The organism is Rossellomorea sp. YZS02 (genome assembly GCF_033963925.1).
Lineage (GTDB): Bacteria > Bacillota > Bacilli > Bacillales > Bacillaceae_B > Rossellomorea.
Genome location: NZ_JAXBLY010000018.1, coordinates 47,633 through 70,187 on the forward strand (window position 1 = coordinate 47,633; position 22,555 = coordinate 70,187).

Sequence of the window (22,555 nt, forward strand, 5' to 3'; positions counted from 1 at the left end):
TTTAGTGGTGTCCCCCGTCACTTTTTGCAACGATTTCAAGCTTGTTATCGATTATCCCCTGGGTCTCATAAGAGATGGTTTCAATACTCCCCATTAAATAGGAATGATTATATGGACCTTCTTGGGGGCTATCTTGAAAAGTAGGTTTAATCTTTGCAAGGAAATGATAAACAGAGTCCTCCAGTTTACCTTGGTCCAGCCAAATTAGCGGACAATGCTTTCCCAGGTGGGAAAATGGAGCTGTAGTAATGGCCAATTCAGGCTGGGAGGTTGAGATGAAGGAAAGCCCCCTCCCTGGCTTGTCGATACCCCATCCAAAACCCCTATCCTGGTCTTTAAACATTGTGAATTCAATTGAGACATCGACGGGATTATCTCCTGGAATTCTAGTAACGCTACCATACATGCTCAGTTCTTCTTCTACTTGTTTAGAAATTATTTTTTCAGGTCCTACAATATAAATATTTGGATTCTTTCTTTTCTTCAGGGCTTTAATTGTTTCTAATGGAACGCCATTCGTTTCTACATATAAAATGGGCTCAGGCATATGAGCAATCCAATAACCAGCTACTAGAGAAAAAAGCTTTGCATGATCCTCGGAGGATACAACGAGGATATTTTCAGGATACTCATCTGTCAATCTTGCATATTCCTCATCGACTTTAAAAGCAAACTGAGCAGCCGTCTCTGCTGTTAACGATTTAACCTTATAAGAAGCCAATTGTTCATTCACATGATCAGTAATGTCTCCCATAACCATTATTTGAATCCCTTCAGAATTTCCTTTAGGTTGTAGTCTGTCGATTTCATTAAGCACTTCTTCCGACACACCTTCCGAGTCAAAATGAAAAACAGGTCCGTTATTTGGGTGATGAATAAAATTTACCGAGGCCAAGCCAATACTCCACGATTTATTCGGGAAAAGAATAACAGTGCCAGGTCTGGTTTCATCATGTGTCGCCGGCCAAATCATTTGGGAAGTATAGATTGAAGCCTCCAGCGTATTATCTGTATTTAGTCTCGAGACATTTTTCGTATCATACGTCTTAAGGTTAACCCCTGCGCGATCGTTATAAGAATTAGGTTTACTGGCAAACTGTTCTAATTGTTTATGTGTTTTCATCGAATCCTCCTAAATATTGAATATAACTAGCATATTCCCTAAGGGATTGCAGATTGTTTGCAGATGAAAGGATTCAATATTTATTCGATGAGTTTTTGGTTGTGAATTTTTTTAAATTAACCGATTACGTAAAATGTAATAAGTAAGAAAAGCGCTTTAAGTGTGGGGAAATAGTTTTATTACTTTGCTATCACTGATATCTAATACACAAAAAGAACCCCTTAGAAGAGGTTCTTTAAATATAAATTAAGTTACGATCAGCAAACCGGTCATTCCTTTTTCTTTATGCCCAGGGATGGTGCAGAAAAATTCATACACTCCCTTTTCAGAAGGAAGAAATTCTAGTTGATTTGAACTGTTTGCTTGAGCATGAAGATGGAATGATTCATTAGAAGAAGAGTGGTCGTGCCCGCCACCACCAGGTGAATCAGTAATATTAGCTGTAATTCCTTTAATTTCAATATCGTGTTCTACTTGATCGTCGTTTTGCAACACAATTCTGGCAGTTGTGCCTTTTGCCACAGTTAAGGTGGATGGCTGATAGCGCATATCGGATGCAATGATGTTGATTGTGTGTATCTCTTCATGCTGGTTTGAACTGTTATGAGTATATTGGGATTGATACCCCGTCTGTTCTTTAGGTGATTCTGCATAGGGCATAGTTGCAGATTTAAAAATTAGTTCACTAGAAACCAAAAATATAAGGAAGGTGACGAAGACAATCAAAGGCTTAAATAGCCATTTCTTCGTAATTAAGTTTTGTTCAGGTTTGGTTAGCGGAAAAATAAAAAATAGAAATATAGAACTTAATGAAAGCACAGACAAAACCTTCAAAATCACAATAGATTCGTTAGGAGAAATCATTTCTCCTAACATTGCTCCCATCATGCCACCCATTAATCCTGCCATTAAACCTTCTATGGAAGAAAGTGGACTGTGGATGAGTCCTATCAGCAGTCCGGCAGCACTTCCTATCCCTATAGATAATAAAGTGGAATAGAATAAATCCCCTTTGTATAGTGCGCCGAACATTACTCCTAGTGTCAATCCGATACTCATTCCTGTATACATGCAAATCACCATGTATGACATGGGATGCAACCGTTTTTTAAATACTATACCAATAACCATACAAGCCAAGACTAAGAGAAAAAGAGTGATTGAAATAAATAGTTGATATGGTTGAATCGTTATCTCCCCCCTTTGTTTGCTTACATGATATGAGAAGAAAAGACAAGGCATTCCAAAATTATCGAAATCATTTGATCTTTAGGGAAAAACCCCGTTAGATGCAAAATTTAATCAATATCATAAACAAATATTATTAAATCAACGATTATTACTATTTTACTTTTTAAACTAAGAAGCAAGAAAAAAAGAGATCATGAAATAGTGATTTATATGTAATTCTGGAACACGATTAATTATTAGAGCAGTTTTAGATAAAGGAAGAATAATACAAAATAATTGATGGGTTACTCAGAAGCAGATGAAGTATAAAAATGAAAACTTCTCTAGTATTTTGATTGTCCAATACCTACTGTAGAGAAGTTTTCGTTTTCTTATTATCTAATAATCCAAATTTGTATAATTTCGGTAGTCAACCTTGTGTTATGGTGAGGGACCATTTTGTGTAAATCCAACATTCCCAGAGCCTAAGTGTAAATATATTTTCAGTAAGCACACTTATCATTCCGGCTGGTTATTTGCTTCTGGGTCTGGAGTGAAATTTGGTGTAAAACCATTGTATTTCACCATATTGACCATTCCAGCACTCGCATGATGAAGATCGTGACAATGGAATAGCCAGTTTCCGGGGTTATCTGCCTTAAAGGCCACTACGTATTCATCTCCGGGCTTTAAATTTATTGTGTCTTTCCAAATGGGAGAACCTTCTACTGGTTTACCGTTTTTACTCAATACTTGAAATAAGTGTCCGTGTAGATGCATGGGGTGGTCATCACTTTTCGAATTGTTCGTCAATGTAACTTTTACAAGGTCGTTCTCATTTACCTTGATATTTTCTGTATTAGGAAATGTTTTATCATTGATTGTATAGGCCATTCCTTCGTGGTTCATTGCGGTATTCAAATCCATTGTATATTCGACATCATATTGTTGATCAAGGCTGAACTTAGTCTCCTCAGGTTCCCCGTACGATGTAAAGTTAAATTCCGGCAATTTTTGAGCTTGATTTGACTTATCTACGCTGGTCTCTGCACCTTCATATTTTATTAAAGTCTTCATTCCATTTGTGCCTTCCATTTCACCATGACATTCGAGGAACCACTCACCAGGATTGTCTGCAGTGAATTCGATATCATAGCGTTCACCTGGAGCGATGGAGACAACTTCGTCTTTAAGTTTCTGTGGATTCGTTATTTCCTGACCGTCAATTGCGACTACTTTATAATCATGTCCATGTAAATGTATCTTGTGGGACATAAAACCAACGTTCACAAGGCGAAGTCGAACCTTTTCTCCTTCCTTGACTTTGAGTGGTTCTATTGCTTCCCCACTTTTACCGTTTATTGTGAATACATCGTACTCACTCATATCATGACCCATAGAATTTCCCTCATCGTTCTCCATTTTTTCAGAGTCTTCGTTCTGAACCCCTTCTGAATTCATTTTTTCATGATCCATGCCTTCCATCTCATCCATACCCGAGTTCTTTTCTTCGCCTATCCATTCATCGAGCATGAGCGTATAATCTCTGTCATAGCTGACTTCCTTTGGCTCGACAATTAAAGATCCATATAGCCCTTTATCCATTTGTTCGACTGCATTTTGATGAGTATGGTACATATAGGTACCTGCATCTTCAGGAGTGAATTCATACTGGAAAGTTTCTCCGGGTTGAACGGCATTCTGAGTGACTCCTGGGATACCATCCATGTCATTAGGAACAGTAATTCCATGCCAGTGAATAGTAACTGGGACATTTAATTCATTCTTTAAATTAATTTTTACTTCTTCCCCTTGTTTGACTCGAAGTTGTGAACCTGGAACTGATCCGTTAAAGGTTAATGCGTTAACGCTGGTTGTAGGAGTTAGTTGATGGATTCCTTCTTTTGCAGTGATTGTAAATTCGTTACCTGTCAATGTTTCCGTATCGACTGTTTTAACTCCATCTGATTGATCCTCAGAATTTGTGGAACTTTGTTTGGCATTATCATTGGAACCACTATGGTCCATGCTGCCCATGTCGTTTTCTTGTGAAGAGCAGGCAGCTAACACGATTGTGAAAAACAAGAAAAAACTAAATAAAATTAACCTTTTCATCTCGTTACCTCCATAAAAGTTATAACTTTAGGTTAATGAAAATAAATGCAAAACTTATGAAATTAGATGTATGTCAAAAAAAGTTCACAGTTATATAAAAAAGTGTCTCATTTCATATTTTCTCCTTATTTATCAGATAAACTATCCTATTAAAAGGAGGTATGTTTTACAGTGGAGGACATAAACACGATAGACCGTATAGCAATAGAAGCTGGACCCTTTACTGTTTACTGGTACGGAGTAATAATAGGGTTAGGTATACTGATAGGGTTCTTGCTGGCTACTAAAGAGTCCAGAAAGACAGGTCTGGACCATGACGTATTTCCGGATCTTTTGATTTGGGCTATTCCTACTTCCATTCTTTTTGCAAGAATCTATTATGTTAGTTTTGAATGGGAATACTATAAAGAAAATCCATTGAATATTATTGCTGTCTGGGAAGGCGGAATAGCCATTCATGGTGCGTTGATTGGGGCGGTATTAACCACAATTATTTACTGTTATAAAAAAGGCATATCTTTTTGGAAAGTCACCGATATTGCTGCACCGAGTTTGATCTTGGCGCAATCTATTGGACGATGGGGTAATTTCATCAATCAGGAGGCTCATGGAACTCAAGTGAGCGGGGAGTTTCTAGAATCAATGTTCCTGCCTGATTTTATAGTCGATCAGATGTTCATCGAGGGTAATTATTATCATCCGACATTTCTTTATGAATCGATGTGGAATTTATTGGGATTTATTGTTTTGATCACTATTAGAAGAAAGTTCACAAAATTAAAGCAGGGAGATGTGTTCCTCACTTACCTGATTTGGTATTCCACGGGCAGATTTTTTGTTGAAGGAATGAGGACAGACAGTCTAATGCTTACAGACAGTATTCGAGTAGCTCAATTGATTTCGTTGCTCATTATTGGTATAGCTATTTTTCTGATGTATTACCGTAGAAAGAAGTATAGACTTGAGCCATATCTTCACAGCTATCGGAGGCACTAATGATTTGCATGTTCAACGGATGTGCAGCATTGAAATTTTGTGATGCACGCGCTTCTGAAAGTGAAAATGCTAAAGTATGCCGTCAGTATCAGGTGCATACCAATGGCAGCAAATAAAATTATTAAACTTATTATGAAGCATAACAGCCATGCAACTTGACTGTTATGCTTTTTTGTTAATAGTAAAGATATGGATTTTCATGAATTCTGCATATTTTTGGGGCATTACTAATTGAAAGATTGTTTATGGAGGAGGAATATTTGGATGAATCATCAAAATTCACATGATCATCATCAGCACCGAGAGTCTCACGGAGAACCAGGGATGAAAAATGAACATGTACACGGGGAGCAGGAAAATCATGCTTCCCATCATGCCCATATGGTTGATGACTTTAAACGAAGGTTCTATATTTCGCTCATCATCACTATTCCGATACTGATATTCTCACCTATGATTCAGGAATTCTTAGGGATAGATTTAAGATTTAATGGCGATATGTATATCTTATTCGGCCTTGCTACGTTTATATTCTTTTATGGCGGATGGCCATTTCTTGAAGGGTCCTGGAAAGAGTTAAAGCGAAAAGAACCTGGAATGATGACACTGATTGCTTTGGCCATAACCGTAGCCTATGCCTATAGTTCGCTTACGGTATTTGGTCTTTCCGGAAAAAACTTCTTCTGGGAGTTGGCAACGTTGATTGACATCATGCTCCTTGGCCACTGGATTGAAATGAAATCGGTCATGGGTGCTTCACGTGCATTGGAGGAGTTAGTGAAGTTAATGCCGTCAGAGGCTCACCTCGTCGATGAAGAAGGAAATGTAAAAGATGTTCCGACTTCAGAATTGAAACAGGGGGACAAGGTTCTGATTAAACCGGGGGAAAAAGTACCGGTCGATGGAACGATCATTAAAGGAGAATCCACACTTGATGAGTCAATGTTAACAGGGGAATCAGTACCTGTTGAAAAGTTCAAAGAAGATCAAGTCATTGGCGGTTCAATCAATGGTGAAGGCTCTTTGACAGTTTCAGTGGAGAAAACAGGGGAAGACAGTTATCTCTCACAGGTCGTGACGATGGTGAAAGAAGCACAGGAATCAAAGTCACGAACACAAGACTTATCAAACCGTGCAGCTAAATGGTTGTTTTATATAGCTCTTTTAGCGGGCATCATTACAATGGCAGTGTGGCTGTTAATAGGGGAAAGTTTTGTTTACGCATTGGAAAGAATGGTAACAGTCATGGTTATTGCCTGTCCGCACGCATTGGGGTTGGCTGCTCCACTCGTAGTCGCAAGATCGACGGCAATTGCTGCGAAAAGGGGGCTCTTAATTCGAGATCGTGCTAGCTTTGAAGGGGCAAGAATCCTTGATGCAATTGTATTCGACAAAACTGGAACGTTGACAGAAGGTAAGTTTGGTATCACTGATATACAATTGGTTGAAAATTCGGAAGAAGAAGTTATAAGGCTCGCTGCCTCATTGGAAGCCCAGTCAGAGCACCCAATTGCAAGAGGGATTTTCGAGGAAGCTGAAAAACGTTCAATAAAGTTATCAGAACCGGAAAACTTCCAATCCATTACAGGTAAGGGCCTTAAAGGGACCATTAATGGCAAGAGCGTAATGGTGGTCAGTCCTGGTTATATGGCTGAAGAGAAGATTTCCTATCAGGCAGATATCTACCAAAAGCTGTCGGGTGAAGGAAAGACTGTTGTGTTTGTACTGGTTGAAGGAGAATTATCTGCGATGATTGCTCTGGCGGATAAGGTGAGGGAAAGCTCGAAGGAAGCCATTAAACGGTTAAAAGAACTTAACATCCGTGCAATGATGCTGACAGGAGACAACAAGCAGGTGGCCAACTGGGTGGCGAATAGTTTAGATCTTGATGAGGTTTATGCAGAAGTGTTGCCTCACCAAAAAGCTGATAAGATCAAGGAGGTGAAAAAAGAAGGTCTGAGAGTAGCAATGACAGGTGACGGTGTAAATGATGCACCGGCTCTTGCAAACGCCGACCTTGGTATAGCGGTGGGAGCAGGTACTGATGTGGCAATGGAAACAGCGGATGTTATTTTGGTAAAGAGTAATCCGAATGATGTTGTGTCCATTATTTCATTATCGAAAGCAACGTATCGGAAGATGATTCAAAACTTATGGTGGGCTGCCGGCTATAACATTGTAGCCATTCCGCTGGCAGCTGGAGTACTGTACAATGCAGGAATTGTACTGAGTCCGGCAATTGGAGCGGTACTAATGTCACTCAGTACCGTGATAGTAGCTATTAATGCACGTTTATTGAAAGTTTAAGGTTTTTTTGAGTAACGCGCAGGTGACTCACTTGAGGAATACTCTAAGAAATTTAACAGCATAGATCACAATATAGTAAAAGAGCATCTCTTTCGATGCTCTTTTACTATATATGCATTTGAAGATGAAATTTACATATATCATATACTTTCTCATGAGAATTTATTTTTTTAATTGTTGGTTTACAAACTCCAATACGTGAGCGTATCAAAAACCCCAAGGATAACTAAGGCTGCCCCAGAAAACTTCTGAACCAAGGAACCTACCTTTCTGCTTTTCTTAATCAACGATCCATCAAGTTCCAAAAAGCTAATCATGAATAGAATAATTAAAAGTGGAATAGATGTAGCGATTCCAAACAATGACGGTAGTATAAAGCCTGAAGGAGAAGAAATGGCAACTGGCATTAGGGTTACAAAGAATAAAATAAACATAGTTGGACAAAAAGCAACTGAAAAACTTATTCCCATCCAAAGCGATCCCCATTTCCCCTCTTTAAATGTAATTGGAATCCAACTTGATAGTTTATTAATGAAACGCAACTTGAAGAAGCCTAATAAAAATAAACCAATAAAAATAATCATGGGACCTATAACCTTCCGGAATGCAGAGAAAAAAATAGTGCTATTAGATTTGAAATCATTTCCAATCCACCAAAATAATAGACCAAGCAAAGAGAATGCAATGACTTTTCCGGCTATGAAAAAAAGTACTTCTGTCCACTTCATTTTAGACTGAATACTGCTGGTTCCATAAATCGTAATAGCGCTGATATTCGTAGTGAGCTGACAGGGCGCGAGTGAACCGATTAAACCTAAGATTAATGCAACTAAAATAGGAAAATCCATTAAACTGTCCACCATATTATAAAACGGGAGACTTAATGTATTACTGATTCTAGTTAATATTTCATACATACTTTACACAACCTTACTCATTATTTTCACTCAGGTTTTCCCCTGTTCATAATTTCAGTCCAGTTCTTGCCGTCGTCAGACGTACGGTAGATATCATTTTTGTATGTCACTATCGTCATTTCTGACTGATTCTTTGGATTTTGTGCTATGAACATAATAGGATTATCGTTATTTATTGAAGGTAACGGTAATTCTACTTCTTCAAGTGATTCCAAGTTAAATTGAATCAATCTGATACCATCTTCTCCTAAACTCGAATATACCCCGGTTTTATCGTTTAATAATACACTAGTAACCGGTGTTCCTTGCCTTATTGGTGAAAAGGTATCCCCCCCGTCTTCAGAGAAAAAGATTCCTTCCTGACTATTTATAGCCAACAGATTTTTCTTTTGAGGGTGGGCGGCAAGTCCAATCATCTTAGCAGGATCGATTCCTGACATTTTTCTCTTGTTCCAGTTTTCCCCTTCATCGCTTGAAGAATAAAGGCCTGTTTCCAATGTAGAATTAGATTCTTGGTTTATGACAAACAACTGACCGGATTCATATCCTGTAGAAAGATAATGAAAGTCAGTTTCCCCATAGAATGCCAGCTTGTCTATAGATTTCCCTTGATCAGTACTCTTAATGATTCCCAATGGGTTCTTCAAGTCAGAACCATTCTCAGGATGCCCGCTGGAATAAAAACCGTCTTTATATGGAGAGAATCCCATGTAATCATGTTTATTGCGATTAGCCTCTGTCCATTTGTTTTCATCATATTTATAGAGTCCGTTGTGAGTGGCTATAAAAAAAGCATCGTCATTATTTGGATATCCCGCACCATGTAGGTGCTCGACATTTTCTGATTCTGGACTTACGAACTTATATTCTTGTGATGTGGAGGAACATCCGGTTATTAGTAATCCAGACCCAATTAATATACCAATTGCTTTATTAAGTTTCATATAATTTTCTCCTGCCTTTTTGTTTATTTATACTTTCCACTGATAACCAAATCCCCAAATGGTGGTCAAGTGATTTTCAATTGGAAAGTGAGCGGATTTTAACTTGTCACGAAGATTCCGGATATGAGAATCTACCGTGCGGATTTCAGTTGCCGCATGATTATCCCATACCATCAATAGAAGCTGCTGCCTTGTATACACTTGTTCCGGCTTTTTCATTAAAGCTTCCAGTAATTTAAATTCCTTTAAAGTAAGTGATATTTGTTTTTCATTATGAATTAGTGTGAATGACTGATAATTCAAACTAAATCCCCCTCTGGTTAAGAGGTGTGAATTAGATGTTGGAAATTCATTTTTGTGCCTTCTCAATGTTGCTTTAATTTTGGCCAGGAGCACTTCTTCGTCAAATGGTTTTGTGAGATAATCGTCTGCTCCGAGTTCAAGGCCTCTGATAAGATCGGCTTTTGTGTCCCTTGCAGTAAGCATGATGATGGGGATTGACGAAAATGTCCTGATCTTTTCACATACTTCCCACCCGGACATCTCGGGCATCATGATATCAAGCAGCAGTAAATCAAATTCTCCCTTCTTTAAGTGCTGGATGGCTTCATGACCGTTGTTAGTTTTAAGACATGAGTACCCATGCGGTTTGAGAAAAAGTTCAATGAGATTCAGCATTCTCGCTTCATCATCTACAATAAGAATGTTTTTCATTAAGAGCCCTCCTTGATAGGAATAATCAGCTGTATAATCGTTCCTTTTCCGATTGTACTCTTCAGTTGAATTTCACCCCTGTGTGCTTCGACCAGCTCTTTTACAATTGATAGTCCAAGTCCTGATCCCCCATGTTCTCTTGAACGAGACTTTTCAACGCGATATAAGCGGGTGAAAATTTTAGGAATTTCATCTTCAGGGATACCGATTCCTTCATCTTCAAGCGTGAAGATAGCATTCGTCGAGTCAGAGGTGACAGTAAGAGTAACCGTCGTACCTTTTTTTGAATACTTCTTAGCGTTATCCAGCAGATTCAAGAAAATTTGTTCCAACCTTATCGGGTCTGCGTGGATGACCATATCGACTGTACAATAAAAATGTAATTGAATACTTTGATTAATAAAGGCTGGCTTTACCCTTGTATATAATCTATTTAAAAAAGGGCCAATTTCTAATGCTTCCTTGTAAATAGTAAAGGTATTTTCATCAAGCTTTGCAAGTTCAAATAGATTTTCCACTAGCTGGACAATGGTACCGGTCTCCTCCTCGATAATATGAAGATATTTTTTTCGCTCCTGCTCCCCGATTTCTATTCTCTTTGCAATAGTAGTGTAGCCTTGTACGTACGTTAAAGGAGTTCTAAGTTCATGAGAGATACTTGCTAGAAATTCAGCTCTCTCTGCTTTTATTGTCTTTAAATCATCAGACAACTTTTGTATGGCTTGTGACAATTGGCCAATTTCATCATTTCCTGCTTGAGGAAGCATGACATCATAATCTCCTCTATTGATACTCTCGGTTGCAGCCTTCATTTTAATTAGTGGCCGGGTTAAAATCTTGGAAAGAATAAAGTGAATAATAATCATTAGTGCTAAACTCAGCCAGCCTGCAATTAGAAAGTGAGAATTTAGTTCCTTGATTAGCTTTCTTAAAGGGCCAGTAGGTTTGAACATAAAGATATAGCCTTCCTGAGAACTTGCACGAAAAGAAGACACAGATACGATGTAATCGTCATTACGGTAGTCTTTTTTTAGCATGTTGCTATTGGGATAGGAAGCTACAACAGCTTTCTCTATAACCCCTTCCATTTCAGCTGAAACCTTGTCCGAAGTAATAATCATGTTTTTTTGTTTGTCAGTAACAACAACGATCGCACTTGTTCTTGATTCCATCAGAGCTATATGCTGCAGGGTTTGCTGAGTGTAGTTATCCTCTAATATGTCGCGATGACTTTCACCTCTGGATTGAATGGAATTTATTTCTTCATCTATCCTACTGTTCACGATACTTTCGTGGAGAAAAATCAAGATGAAAACAACCAAAATAAATACTGCAATCGTGAAATATACCGTTAACTTGGTAGATATCTTCATTATCAACCCTCAATTCTGAACTATTAATAAGTTTACATTTTAATTTTGAAGAAAGTGTGCAGTTAGTACAGGTAACTCAATCTTATAAATAGTTTTTGTTTCTACATATATTTTGCATATCTTCAGGGTAGAATTTTAATGGAACGTAATTAAGGAGGAGTCACCATGAAAATCAAAAGATTTGCGTTACTTCTAGTAACATTATCTATTCTTGTGTTGGGAGCTTGTTCTAGCAACAACGGGGAAAAGACAGAAAACAACGAAAACCAAAGTGATCAAGAGAAGATGGAAGAAAAAGAAGAAATGGATGATATGGACCATGGTGAAATGAATCATTCTGGTTCGGGTGAAGTTCCAGAAGGCTTGAAGGAGGCAGAAAATCCTAAATATGCAGTCGGAAGCAATGCCTTACTCGAAACGGATCATATGCCGGGGATGAAAGGTGCAGAGGCGACTATCCAAGGTGCTTATGACACTGTAGTATACACTGTTACTTATACGCCTACAAACGGTGGTGAAAAAGTTAAAAACCACAAGTGGGTCATCCATGAAGAATTGGAGAACCTCAGGGAAGAACCATATAAGCAGGGAGATGAAGTCGTATTAAATGCCAACCACATGGAAGGAATGGATGGTGCTAAAGCCGCAATTGATTCAGCTGAAGAAACAACCGTCTATATGGTCGATTACACCCCAACGGATGGCGGAGAAGAAGTGAAAAATCATAAATGGGTTACGGAAAGTGAGCTGTCATCCAAAGAACAATGATAAACGAAAAGAGCTTATCCGTACATTGTGGATATGCTCTTTTTTGTAAACTATTACGAAATTTAATTAAACATGGATAATTTCTAGTTTATAAAATACGGTAGCGGGTATAAGAGTAATAAGGAGATGATTTTATGATGAACGGCGGAGGTATGGGCGGTGGCTTTTTTGGAAGCGGATTTCTCTTTATTATTCTCATCCTTGCCATCATTGGAGTATTCATTTGGATGATGAGGTCAAATCCAAAAGGAGATGCCAGTCCTCCAACTCAAAACATGAACAACCAAGCATTGGATCGATTAAAGGAGAGGCTGGCAAAAGGAGAAATTACTGAAGAGGAATACGATCGGCTTAAGAGAAAACTGGAACAATAGAGTTGAGAGGTTTCTGTTTCGTGTTCACTAACTGCGCCTTAAATGGCGCAGTCTTCGTTTACGATTTACTTGCAAAGATTCTGCATGAGAGATGGGTACCGTGGTAGTGATTCAAAAAATGTTTTAAGGAGACTCAACGATGAACAGGAAAATAATAGGATCTATACTTATTACAATATTGGTGGTCATGGGTGTGTTGTTGTATCTCAATTCTCCATGGAATAATAGGGACATGACTTTACCAGAGGGAGTGAAAAGCGGCGAAAGGAGTATTTTAGAGGTCGGGGCACAAGAGCAAGGTGAAAGAAATGTAAAGTCATTTGATTTAACCGCTCAAGAAAAAGAGTGGGAAATCAGTGAAGGAAAGATTGTAAACGCGTGGACCTATAACGGTACAGTTCCAGGAGAACCGCTTCGGGTTAAAGAAGGCGACTTTGTAAAAGTAAATTTAAAGAACGAACTCAACGTTCCGGTTACGATTCACTGGCATGGGGTCCTATTACCTAATAAAATGGACGGAATTCCTGGACTCACTCAGGATGCGGTGCAGCCTGGGGAAAGCTTTACATATGAATTTATAGCAAACGACGCAGGGACTTATTGGTATCACTCTCACCAACAAAGCTCAAAACAGGTGGATAAAGGCCTCTATGGTTCACTTGTTATTGAAGAAAAGGAAAAAGAATATGAAAAGGATGAGTTTTTCATTCTTGATGAGTGGGCGGTAGATCAGGATAAACGAGATATGTCCAATATGGGGGGCATGATGCAGGGAGCAATGTCAGGTGACGGTGAAGCGGATACGAAACAAATGTACGACACGTTTACCGTGAACGGTAAATCGGGAGATGCCATCGAACCACTTAAGATGGAATCAGGTGAAAAAGCAAGGTTGAGGTTCGTTAATGCGGGTTATCAGGTGCATAAGTTAGTCTTCCCGGATGGTTCTATGCGTGTGATTGCCAATGATGCAGAAAAGGTTGTATCGGGAACAAACACCTCCAATGTACTTGAAATTGCTCCTGGCGAACGAATCGATGTGGAGTTTACGAAACGCACCCAAGAGACCGCTTTCATCGGGCAGGAACAGAACATAGAAAATGCAGAAGATATGGTGATCCCGGTGGTTTCAGAGAATAATAACCAAGCGACGGATCAAGAGGTTGTGCTTGCATCCGGAAAGGATACAGCAAAAGGTATTTCATACGGAAGTGAAAAACTCCTATTCGAATATACCCCTGATCCAGATGTCAATTACGACATGGATTTAAGCATGGGAATGAACATGGGAGAAGGGATGGCTTTCCAAATAAATGATAAAACATTCCCTGAGACTCCGCCTATTCAGGTAAAGGAAGGTGACATTGTAAAGGTGACACTGAGAAATACAGGAAGAATGAATCATCCTATGCACCTGCATGGTCACCGGTTCCAAGTGAATTCTAAAAACGGGAAGGAATTTGAAAATCCAATTGTGAAAGACTTAATTCACGTGAAACCCGGAGAAGAGTATGTCATCTACTTCAAGGCGGATAACGCAGGAGAATGGCTGTTCCACTGCCACGATAACAACCATGCGGATATGGGAATGGTGACGATTGTGGATTATGAAGGGGTATATTCCCCGTTTGAGTTAGGCGGTGAAAAAGATAACCAGCCAAACTAATATATCTTTTTAGAACTGGGCTCAGAGTTAAATTTTAGTGTTTCGACGCTATGGAATTTCTCCAACTGTAAAAATTCACAATGAGAGTGTAGGGATAAGCAAGGAAAAAGGAGAAACGTTAGGGAATAAAAAAACCCTTGAATATCAAGGGTTATAGGTATATGGAGCATAGCAGGATCGAACCGCTGACCTTTTGGATGCGAGCGAAGTTATTAAATACGTTAAAATAAGTCAATTTAAGTCGTTTTAAGAAAAAAATCACGAAAAAACCCCATTAAAAAATCAAATGTATGCTTTGTGAATTTTTTTGGTAACGTGTGGGGTCAATTTTTAATTTCAAAATGCTCAATTGTTCTTATGACTTTTAGAATTAATTCTAGTAAGAGTTTGCTTTTATTAAGAAAATAAATGATTAATTCCTATATTCTTTTGAATACAGATTACTAAAGTCTTAGAAATCCTCCCGCATCAACAGAGTTAAAAACTACATTGATAAAAGAATTGATTCATTCATCAAAAATAATTAAAAATAACCTTTACAAGAATTGGGTTGCATGGTATGTTATATACAGAAGTTCCCAGCCGAGGAAATACATAATCTCTTTTAGGTATTGATTGCATTTTTTTTAATAATATGAGTTAATAAAAGTACAATCATTTTATCAAATAATAAAGTAATTTAATATAAAAAAAGTGGAAGGACCACAAATTAAACGATGGGTTTCGTACCTGCATCGGTTCATTTGTGGTCCTTTTTTTATTTATTTACATCATATATACAAAAATTTGGGTGATAATCATGAGTTTTAGCATACATACCGCAAAGCTAGATAGAACATTACTTAGAGACTTTCCAATGAAACAGTTAAACATTTCTCAAACCGCTTTAAACTTAATCTTTCATCTAACTCCTTTCGTAGATCGCGACGGACGTATCCACCTGGACAAAGAAGTTGTAAAGAGAAAGATGTATTGCGACAGACGCGAATTACATAAAGCTTTAAATGAGTTACGTGAAACTACATATCAAGGTAAGAAACTTATAACCTACGAAAATGGTTATTATGTTTCTCATTTCCACCTGCCTACAAATGGGGATGACTCTTACCTTAAGCATATCCCTTTTTACAATTCAGCTGATTTCCAAAACCTATCTAAAAATCAGACTCGTCTATTCCTATACATCGCTACAAACAATATAAGGAATCAATTTACACGTGTAGCCGTTGAAAACCTGTACAAAAATACACTGCATGACCGCGAATACGGACTAAATATTTTCGATAGCTATAAAGATATGACAGAAGACCTATTCTTTCTTATCGATAATGGCTATATTTCAGTGCGCTTCAAAGGACATGAAGAACCAATCGACAATAATGCAACCCACTACAAGTCCGATTTCCATAGAACTTTCGGGTTTAAAAATAATAAAAAATCACGCACTAGCAAATATTTTAAACCAAAACACAATCTCGATCTGAAAGTGAATCCTACTTTGTTCAATGAAGAAGCTATTAAGAATAAAGCTGGTAAGGCGGAACTTCGCTTATTGGCTGAACGTTACCATATGTGCCATGAAGATATGAAAGCAGAAACATTTAATTTCATCATAGGTAGAAAGAACTCATTGATAGAACAATTCGGCATTGCCGGACTTGAGATATACCGTACAGCCCTCCAAAAATACTTCAAAGAAAAAAATGAAAGTATTATTTATTACGACCTTGTTGGCAAAGCCGCAAACACCTTCACAGACTTCTACTTATTAGAAGAGATCAAGAAGGTTATTTTGAGTACTCTTGAAAATCAGTTAAGCGGCTTTGTGAGCACTTCTTTGTCAATCCCAATAAAAAGCGCTCACATCCCTACACTTATTAAATACTTTATTGCCAACTCGTCTGATGAACATAAGATTCTAATAGATCAAGACATCGAGAAAATCGATAATGCTTACGATTTACTCTCAGGTTTAGCTGCAGAGGAGCCATGGACATACTTAGCAGAATCCATCGAAGCCACTTATGCAGTTCACAAAACTAAGTTATTCGAGATGTTGAGAGTCGAAGGTGTCAAAGCCGGCATCCATGAACTTTACGAACTGCTAGAATCAGTGAACACAAAAAAACTCATTGCATCTTTCGCATCCAACGCCCAACTCTCTAAACATAAATACCTAGAGGAGGAAGCTAACCAACTCAAACAAGTGGTACGTTTCTTCAAAAAGAAACATGCTCCTCTTGGTCAACGCATACAGGAGAGCAGTGAGGAACCAGAACCAAAACCAAAGAATTATCTAGCCATCCTTGATGAATATATAAATTCGTAACAAGCTGTTGCCCTTCTTTTTTAAATAAGAAGCTAACAGCTTATTCGTGTTTGTCTATAGAACATACTTAAGCGGAGTCATAAAAAAACAGAAATTTCATACAATAATACGATCCAGTTCCACCTCCCAATTGAGGAAAAACTGGTTTTTTTGTGTTCATTACTTCCATTATTTTTCAGATGAAAACAATTATCGTTTCTATAAAAGCCATTACTTCTACTCCTATACGACTTCCTATAGCATTAAAAGATTTTATTGAACTTCTCTAAGCCATAAGAAGCACAATTCCAATACTGGTGAAAAATTGCTGTAATCTGAAAAAATCAATAAAACTTGAATTACATATATATCAAGGGATCCAATCCTTCTATTACCGTCAATTGCATTTTCCTAATGTTTTTTGTAATAGGGTTTGTAATTAGGTTTGTTATGAGTATTGTTATTGAAACTGTTATCTGTTTTCTTTTACTTTCATTCAATAGATGTAAAGGATTATAAAATCCACGGTTTATCCTGACTACCTCTTTTTCAATAAACTATTGGTGGAAATTTTAATGAGGGACTATAGAGTGGAAAGTAATGATTCTATACATATTGCCTACACAGATAGATATTTGAAAAAGAAGAAAGCTTATGAAAGAGATAACTATGAAGTAATCGAATTTTTTCCGAAGATTTTAAAGATCCAGTTACATTCAAACTAAAATTCGACTTATTTCTCAAGAGAGTAAACAGTAGTAAAAGTGTTTCTCTTGATTTAGATTGGTATGAATTACCTGAACAAAAGAAGAAAAAATTTGGACATTGGCTTGAATGGTTAAATGTTGAAAAAGAAATCAATCTAATAATCGAAAAACTTGGTAGATTCCCTAAAAGTAATGAATTACCGTCTGGTCTTTATTCTGGGATTAAAAGGTATCATGGTGGATTATGGACCGTTAAACGTAAAATGGGATTTATTACTAAAATATATAAAACTCCAGTACCCAAAGGGCACTGGAGTTTTGAAAAAGGATATTTAACTAAAGTAATTGACGACTTGCCACAAAAGTAGGTAGATTTCCAATTCAGAACGATTTTGAGAATACAGAGCAAATGAGTGCTTATAGAAGTTTCAATCAATTAATATTAGAACAACAGATTCAACTTTCGAAAGAAATTGGTTTTGAACTCTCAGAATCTAGATATAAGGTAAGAAAAAAACCAGAGAAATGGAATAAAAAGAAACTAAAAAAAGAAATTACCCTTTTTTTAAAGGAAATTAATAAATTTCCAAAATATATTGATTATGTGAAAAATGAAAGAGGATATTTATACAGTGCAGTAAAAGAAAATTTTACTGGGGAGGAATTGGAAAAGTTAGCAGCTTCATTAGGATTCAGGTTGAAAAAAATACTAAACCAAGAGGGTATTGGACAGAAGATAATTTTAAAATGGAATTAGTTAATGTAATCGAGAAAGTTGGTGAGAAACCTTCCTATAATAATTTGTATAGGGTAAACCCTCACTTATTCAGGGCATTTGCAAGAAAAGGGGGAAAAGCATTATTTGAACGTATTAATATTATGATTAAATAAAAAGTCATTAATTTCACTTTCAATTGCAATTGTAATTCCACTACTTTATATTATTGTATATAAAGTTAAAATAGATGAGGAAGAACCTCAATCACAAGTGCCAAAGAAATTTTATGCACTTTGATTGGAGGTTCTTTTTTATTTTTAATTACATTAACTGGAATAATACCCTTTTATAGGTAAATGCATCAATGTACTTGAACACACACAACCCATACACATCGTACTACATATTATTCTTTTTGGATGGTGCACTAATAAGCCTTAAAAGCTAGGTGATGGGTGCAGTGTGTGTATGTCAGTTTTTAAGCTGGATAAACTAATACTTAGAGGTGATTAAAATGAAATCCAATGATTTTATGACTGTTTATGCTGCATGTAATGAATGGGGAATCTCTGAAGGATTCTTCAGTGTCTTAAAAAGCCTTCCCAAGCACGAGGCATGGTTTACTGGAGATGCAACACAATATGGGCAGGATCTTGTTCTAAAGACAGCAATTCCAAATATTAAGGCTTTATATGAAAAAACTTGCGAGGAATTTAATAATTACACCAAAGACCCGAATTACCTGAACATCGGTGGGCTCATTAAAGGGGTGACTCAAACCAACTCAGAGATAAAGAACATGATTGATTCGAAGCAATACGATCATCTATTTGTTAAAGTATTACGCAGAAAAAAACTCGACCTGATCTTTGGTGCCTATATATATTTTTTTAAATACGACTTCCTAGAGCATTGTGAGAACTTAACAACTGGTTTTCTTGCTAAATTACTAAAAAAGAGAGGGATAGTAGTTTCTGATGCGACTATATTAAGTTATAAAAAAGAAGGACTATTATCAGTTAAAGAAAATCAATATGGGATAGATACGATGTCTTTAAATGAAGTTGAAAGCCTTGTTCTTGCTAAAAAGATGGAAAAATATATGCATTCAAAAAATACAGCAAATGAGAACTCGAATTTTTCTGTGCTCAACAGTGAACAGCAGAAGATAATAGAAGAGTATCTATCTTTTAGAAAAAAGGGGGGAAGAATATCACACAATAACTATCGGGCAAAAAAACACATTGCAAATAAAGAAGAAACACTTGCCAAACTAAGAAGTGCCTTGGCCACATTCTTCTTTAGAATTATTTGTGCTCGGTGCAATATTGATCAAAAACCTAAGATGAGGTATGCCTTTCTTACACAAGATGAAAAGGAGAAATACGACTCAAATAAGTTCCATCCCACACAAATAAGTGAGGATGATGCATTTGCATTTATGACAGAATCTAAGACTACATCAGCCGTCCATGTATTCCAAACTATTAAGCCTTTTTATGCTTGGATACTACAACGTCTAAAAAACGATGCATTGACTCCTGATAAATGGTTTGAGTATGGGCAACTGGAGCTAAGAATAGAGTCCTTCTTAAATCAGTTTCCAACAAACTATAGTGAACTAGCATCTGGAGAGACTGTTAATAAAATTAATAAGTCTTTCTTAACTAGAGAAGAGATGATTATTGTGAGAGAAAAACTACTTAATGATCCTGGCTCTCATGATCCTTATAGAGATGCAACTATCTGGGAGTTATGCTGTGTTACAGGGACTAGACCTTATGAAGTACGAAAACTCAAAATTGAATATTTCTTATTGGACAAGGAAGGATATTTGAAATTAAATAGTCGGGGGTGGGGGGAACTTCACATTCCACGTGAAGCCTCTAAACATGAAAATTCTCCATCACACCCCGTACTAGGTACGGTAATTCCAGCAGGTACTGTAAAACGGATAAATGAATACTTGAAACGATTGTATAAAAAGCAAAAGAATGAGCCGAAGGGAAAGGGTTTTTTATTCAGACCGGAAGATTTATTTCCCGAAAAGGGATACAAATCGGCAATTATGACAGATGTGATGACGAGGTTGAAAACTCAATTGGATTTTCTATCGTATGAGCAGAGAAGAGATTTTGAGTTAAAAGCATCACGGAGGAGCATGAATAATCTAATTGAAGGTTTTGGCGTGAGGTTACCTATTGAACGATTGAACGGTAGGATTCAAAAAGTGGCTGCGGATATACAAATGCGGCATAAAATTTCTGGAGATATTGGAGAAATGCATTATACTGCACCCATATCAGATGATGATTTTTATACTGTTTTAAATCACACGATTAACTTTCCATGGAACCGAAGAGAATTGATTATGTGGGAAAAGGAATTGAACCTGCATTCTTCAAAGGATTTTGAAATACAAAGTGAAGAGAAGGAAAGTAAAAAGATCAGTCAGGAAAGAAAGGAATATGAGTTAAATGAGATTAATTCAAAACGTCTAGATGAAATTAATCTGCAATTAAATAAACTAAGGAAGCGGCCCAAGGGGTTAACCATAGAAGAATGGTTTGAGATGAAAGAGAGCTTGGAAAAAGAAAAAATGTACATTAATTAGCTCAATAAGGGGGAAGCTAATGAAAGATCAAAATCTAGAAATATTTTCAAAGTACTCTTCTTGGGAGGAGTTTGAAGGTTATATCCATGAATATGGCTTTGAAGGGAGCATCCCTCATGTTTTTGAAAAAATCCGGGATAACGACCTGCTTACGCCTTCTGATATATCTTATATAACAGGATATTCAGAGGAAACGGTTCGAAGATGGTGCCGTTCTTGGAAACTGAAAACTACAACTGGTCGTGCACCTTATCATGTGGTAGGAAGTGACTTAAAGAATTTCTTGTATTATTGGACAAGGAAAGAGTTGATACAAAACTATAAATAATGTAATAAGATGTCTACTATAGAGGTGCAGAATGGAAAACGTACTGGGTTTCCCAACGAACCTAACAGTACGTTTTTTATTGTCAAGACATATATGTAAACTAGTTATTAAATCTTTCTTTTTCTTTATTAAGCTAAGGGGGCGTTAATTAAATTACGTTAAGGAACGTGTGAATATGCCGTTCATAAAAATATCTTTTTAATAAAGATAAAGTAGATAGCTTTAAAAAACTAAGTATATTTCCAATCCTGGAAGGGAAGAGTTTTTATGGGATTATTTTAAAGTTCCTCCAGTATACTATTCAGAACGGAGTGCTTGTAATGAAGTGGGAAAATAGGCCATCAATTAGTGAATCGCATCCATTTAAAGAGGAATATGACCGTCTGTTAGATTTAGATAGGGATGAATTATTAATGGAAATTAAAAGTCATATAGACGACTACTTTGAAATGAAATCAAAGAGAGAACAACTTGGGAAACTTAATGTAAATGATCTCCTTACTGAGCAGTGGCATAAAAACTCAATTGAGACGTTCTACTGGAAGTTTATAAACAAAGATACCAAAGTAAAAGATTTATAAAGACATTTCAATTGGACTCTATTTTTTATTCATCCCAGATGATTTCCATATTTTTAAAGTGTCTTTATAATCAATAGTATTTATTCCAGTATCTTTTGATTAATTTCTCCAACTGTCAAAGCTAAATCAGTCCTTACTTTCGGTGAATTTTGTTTTTTTACGTAGATAGACTTTTATCAAATCGTCAGGGATGACTTCTAAACTTTTATGGATTCCCAGGTTATACATGATCAATATTAAAGCTCGTTGTAATTCTTCATCTGTGTATAGCATCTTACCCTCTCGCGGCATTTCCCATTTTGGTGGCAAATACGACTCCATGTCATCATATGTAATTGCTTGAGGTTCTAATTTCAATGTTAACTTTTCCATAATAATCTCCTTTGATTTAAAGAAATTTGCTAATTCTGAATCACTAAGCACAATCTGTTCCACAATTTGAAAAAGGGCTGGATTTTCAACACCATCTTCTAATTTGACTACTAATTCTTCCACTTTTTTCTTGAATTCATCGCTACACATTTTATCACCTCCTGCTATTGGAAATAATTTTTTTAACACTTCAATATGAACCTCAAACAAATAGAAATTCTCCGTTGCAGACATTCCCGGTTTCTTCGTAACAGCATTTCAAAAAATTTCTCAATACCTATAAGCAAGGCTTTTTCATACCCTTCCATGCACACTTAATTGAGTATTAATGTTGGATGAGTATTAATCCCTAAGCTCCTGAGAACGCACATTTTAATTTGCTTTGTGGTACAAATAGCATAACCTTGCTACAGCCATTATTTTTGAGATTAAAGGGGAACATACTTCTAGAAAATCTCCT

18 protein-coding genes are annotated in these 22,555 nt (G+C 36.9%); 10 read left to right on the plus strand and 8 right to left on the minus strand.

The window, feature by feature from the left end; translation table 11 throughout:
* Window position 1: 1 nt before the first annotated feature.
* The 3 genes from SLH55_RS17040 to SLH55_RS17050 all read right to left on the minus strand — a co-directional run bounded on the left by SLH55_RS17040 (window position 2) and on the right by SLH55_RS17050 (window position 4,408).
* On the minus strand, window positions 2-1,123 hold the full coding sequence (locus SLH55_RS17040; protein WP_320324090.1) for a cell wall-binding repeat-containing protein: 1,122 nt from the start codon (window positions 1,121-1,123) through the stop codon (window positions 2-4).
* A gap of 246 nt (window positions 1,124-1,369) precedes the next feature.
* A complete protein-coding gene (locus tag SLH55_RS17045; protein WP_320324091.1) occupies window positions 1,370-2,194 on the minus strand; it encodes a cupredoxin domain-containing protein in 825 nt (274 codons plus the stop codon).
* 618 nt (window positions 2,195-2,812) lie between these two features.
* Window positions 2,813-4,408 carry a multicopper oxidase family protein gene (locus SLH55_RS17050; RefSeq protein WP_320324092.1) on the minus strand — a complete coding sequence of 532 codons (1,596 nt, stop codon included), beginning with the start codon at window positions 4,406-4,408 and terminating at the stop codon, window positions 2,813-2,815.
* A 171-nt stretch (window positions 4,409-4,579) separates the two neighbouring features.
* Here SLH55_RS17050 and lgt point away from each other — a divergent pair, with 171 nt between their 5' ends.
* Window positions 4,580-5,404 (plus strand): prolipoprotein diacylglyceryl transferase, encoded by an 825-nt coding sequence (gene lgt / locus SLH55_RS17055; protein WP_320324093.1) that lies wholly within the window; start codon window positions 4,580-4,582, stop codon window positions 5,402-5,404.
* Between the two features lie 264 nt (window positions 5,405-5,668).
* Entirely contained in the window at window positions 5,669-7,711 is a 2,043-nt protein-coding gene (locus SLH55_RS17060) for a copper-translocating P-type ATPase (protein ID WP_320324094.1), read from the plus strand.
* A 182-nt stretch (window positions 7,712-7,893) separates the two neighbouring features.
* Here the strand turns inward: SLH55_RS17060 and SLH55_RS17065 are convergent, their stop codons facing one another.
* The 4 genes from SLH55_RS17065 to SLH55_RS17080 all read right to left on the minus strand — a co-directional run bounded on the left by SLH55_RS17065 (window position 7,894) and on the right by SLH55_RS17080 (window position 11,659).
* Window positions 7,894-8,559, minus strand: a complete 666-nt coding sequence (locus SLH55_RS17065; protein ID WP_320324095.1) for a sulfite exporter TauE/SafE family protein — start codon at window positions 8,557-8,559, stop codon at window positions 7,894-7,896.
* Window positions 8,560-8,654: 95 nt separating this feature from the next.
* Window positions 8,655-9,572 (minus strand): F510_1955 family glycosylhydrolase, encoded by a 918-nt coding sequence (locus SLH55_RS17070; protein WP_320324096.1) that lies wholly within the window; start codon window positions 9,570-9,572, stop codon window positions 8,655-8,657.
* A gap of 27 nt (window positions 9,573-9,599) precedes the next feature.
* Window positions 9,600-10,286: a response regulator transcription factor gene (locus tag SLH55_RS17075; protein WP_320324097.1), complete on the minus strand. Its 687-nt coding sequence runs from the start codon at window positions 10,284-10,286 to the stop codon at window positions 9,600-9,602.
* Complete coding sequence (locus SLH55_RS17080; protein ID WP_320324098.1) at window positions 10,286-11,659, minus strand: sensor histidine kinase; 1,374 nt, start codon at window positions 11,657-11,659, stop codon at window positions 10,286-10,288. Before SLH55_RS17080 ends, SLH55_RS17075 begins: the two co-directional genes overlap by 1 nt.
* 165 nt (window positions 11,660-11,824) lie before the next feature.
* Between SLH55_RS17080 and SLH55_RS17085 the strand changes: the two genes are divergently transcribed.
* The 8 genes from SLH55_RS17085 (at window position 11,825) to SLH55_RS17120 (ending at window position 21,723) form a co-directional block, all read left to right on the plus strand.
* Complete coding sequence (locus SLH55_RS17085; RefSeq protein WP_320324099.1) at window positions 11,825-12,427, plus strand: YdhK family protein; 603 nt, start codon at window positions 11,825-11,827, stop codon at window positions 12,425-12,427.
* A 134-nt stretch (window positions 12,428-12,561) separates the two neighbouring features.
* Window positions 12,562-12,801 (plus strand): SHOCT domain-containing protein, encoded by a 240-nt coding sequence (locus tag SLH55_RS17090; RefSeq protein WP_320324100.1) that lies wholly within the window; start codon window positions 12,562-12,564, stop codon window positions 12,799-12,801.
* Window positions 12,802-12,940: 139 nt separating this feature from the next.
* Window positions 12,941-14,467 carry a multicopper oxidase family protein gene (locus SLH55_RS17095; protein ID WP_320324101.1) on the plus strand — a complete coding sequence of 509 codons (1,527 nt, stop codon included), beginning with the start codon at window positions 12,941-12,943 and terminating at the stop codon, window positions 14,465-14,467.
* Between the two features lie 856 nt (window positions 14,468-15,323).
* Window positions 15,324-16,796, plus strand: a complete 1,473-nt coding sequence (locus SLH55_RS17100) for a hypothetical protein (RefSeq protein ID WP_320324102.1) — start codon at window positions 15,324-15,326, stop codon at window positions 16,794-16,796.
* 1,095 nt (window positions 16,797-17,891) lie between these two features.
* Window positions 17,892-18,239: a hypothetical protein gene (locus SLH55_RS17105; protein ID WP_320324103.1), complete on the plus strand. Its 348-nt coding sequence runs from the start codon at window positions 17,892-17,894 to the stop codon at window positions 18,237-18,239.
* A 475-nt stretch (window positions 18,240-18,714) separates the two neighbouring features.
* A complete protein-coding gene (locus tag SLH55_RS17110; RefSeq protein ID WP_320324104.1) occupies window positions 18,715-20,814 on the plus strand; it encodes a hypothetical protein in 2,100 nt (699 codons plus the stop codon).
* A 19-nt stretch (window positions 20,815-20,833) separates the two neighbouring features.
* Entirely contained in the window at window positions 20,834-21,142 is a 309-nt protein-coding gene (locus SLH55_RS17115; protein WP_159362665.1) for a helix-turn-helix domain-containing protein, read from the plus strand.
* Window positions 21,143-21,462: 320 nt separating this feature from the next.
* Window positions 21,463-21,723 carry a hypothetical protein gene (locus SLH55_RS17120; RefSeq protein ID WP_159362664.1) on the plus strand — a complete coding sequence of 87 codons (261 nt, stop codon included), beginning with the start codon at window positions 21,463-21,465 and terminating at the stop codon, window positions 21,721-21,723.
* 126 nt (window positions 21,724-21,849) lie between these two features.
* Here the strand turns inward: SLH55_RS17120 and SLH55_RS17125 are convergent, their stop codons facing one another.
* Window positions 21,850-22,305, minus strand: coding sequence for a hypothetical protein (locus tag SLH55_RS17125; protein ID WP_219166265.1), 456 nt, complete (start codon window positions 22,303-22,305; stop codon window positions 21,850-21,852).
* Between the last annotated feature and the right edge of the window lie 250 nt (window positions 22,306-22,555).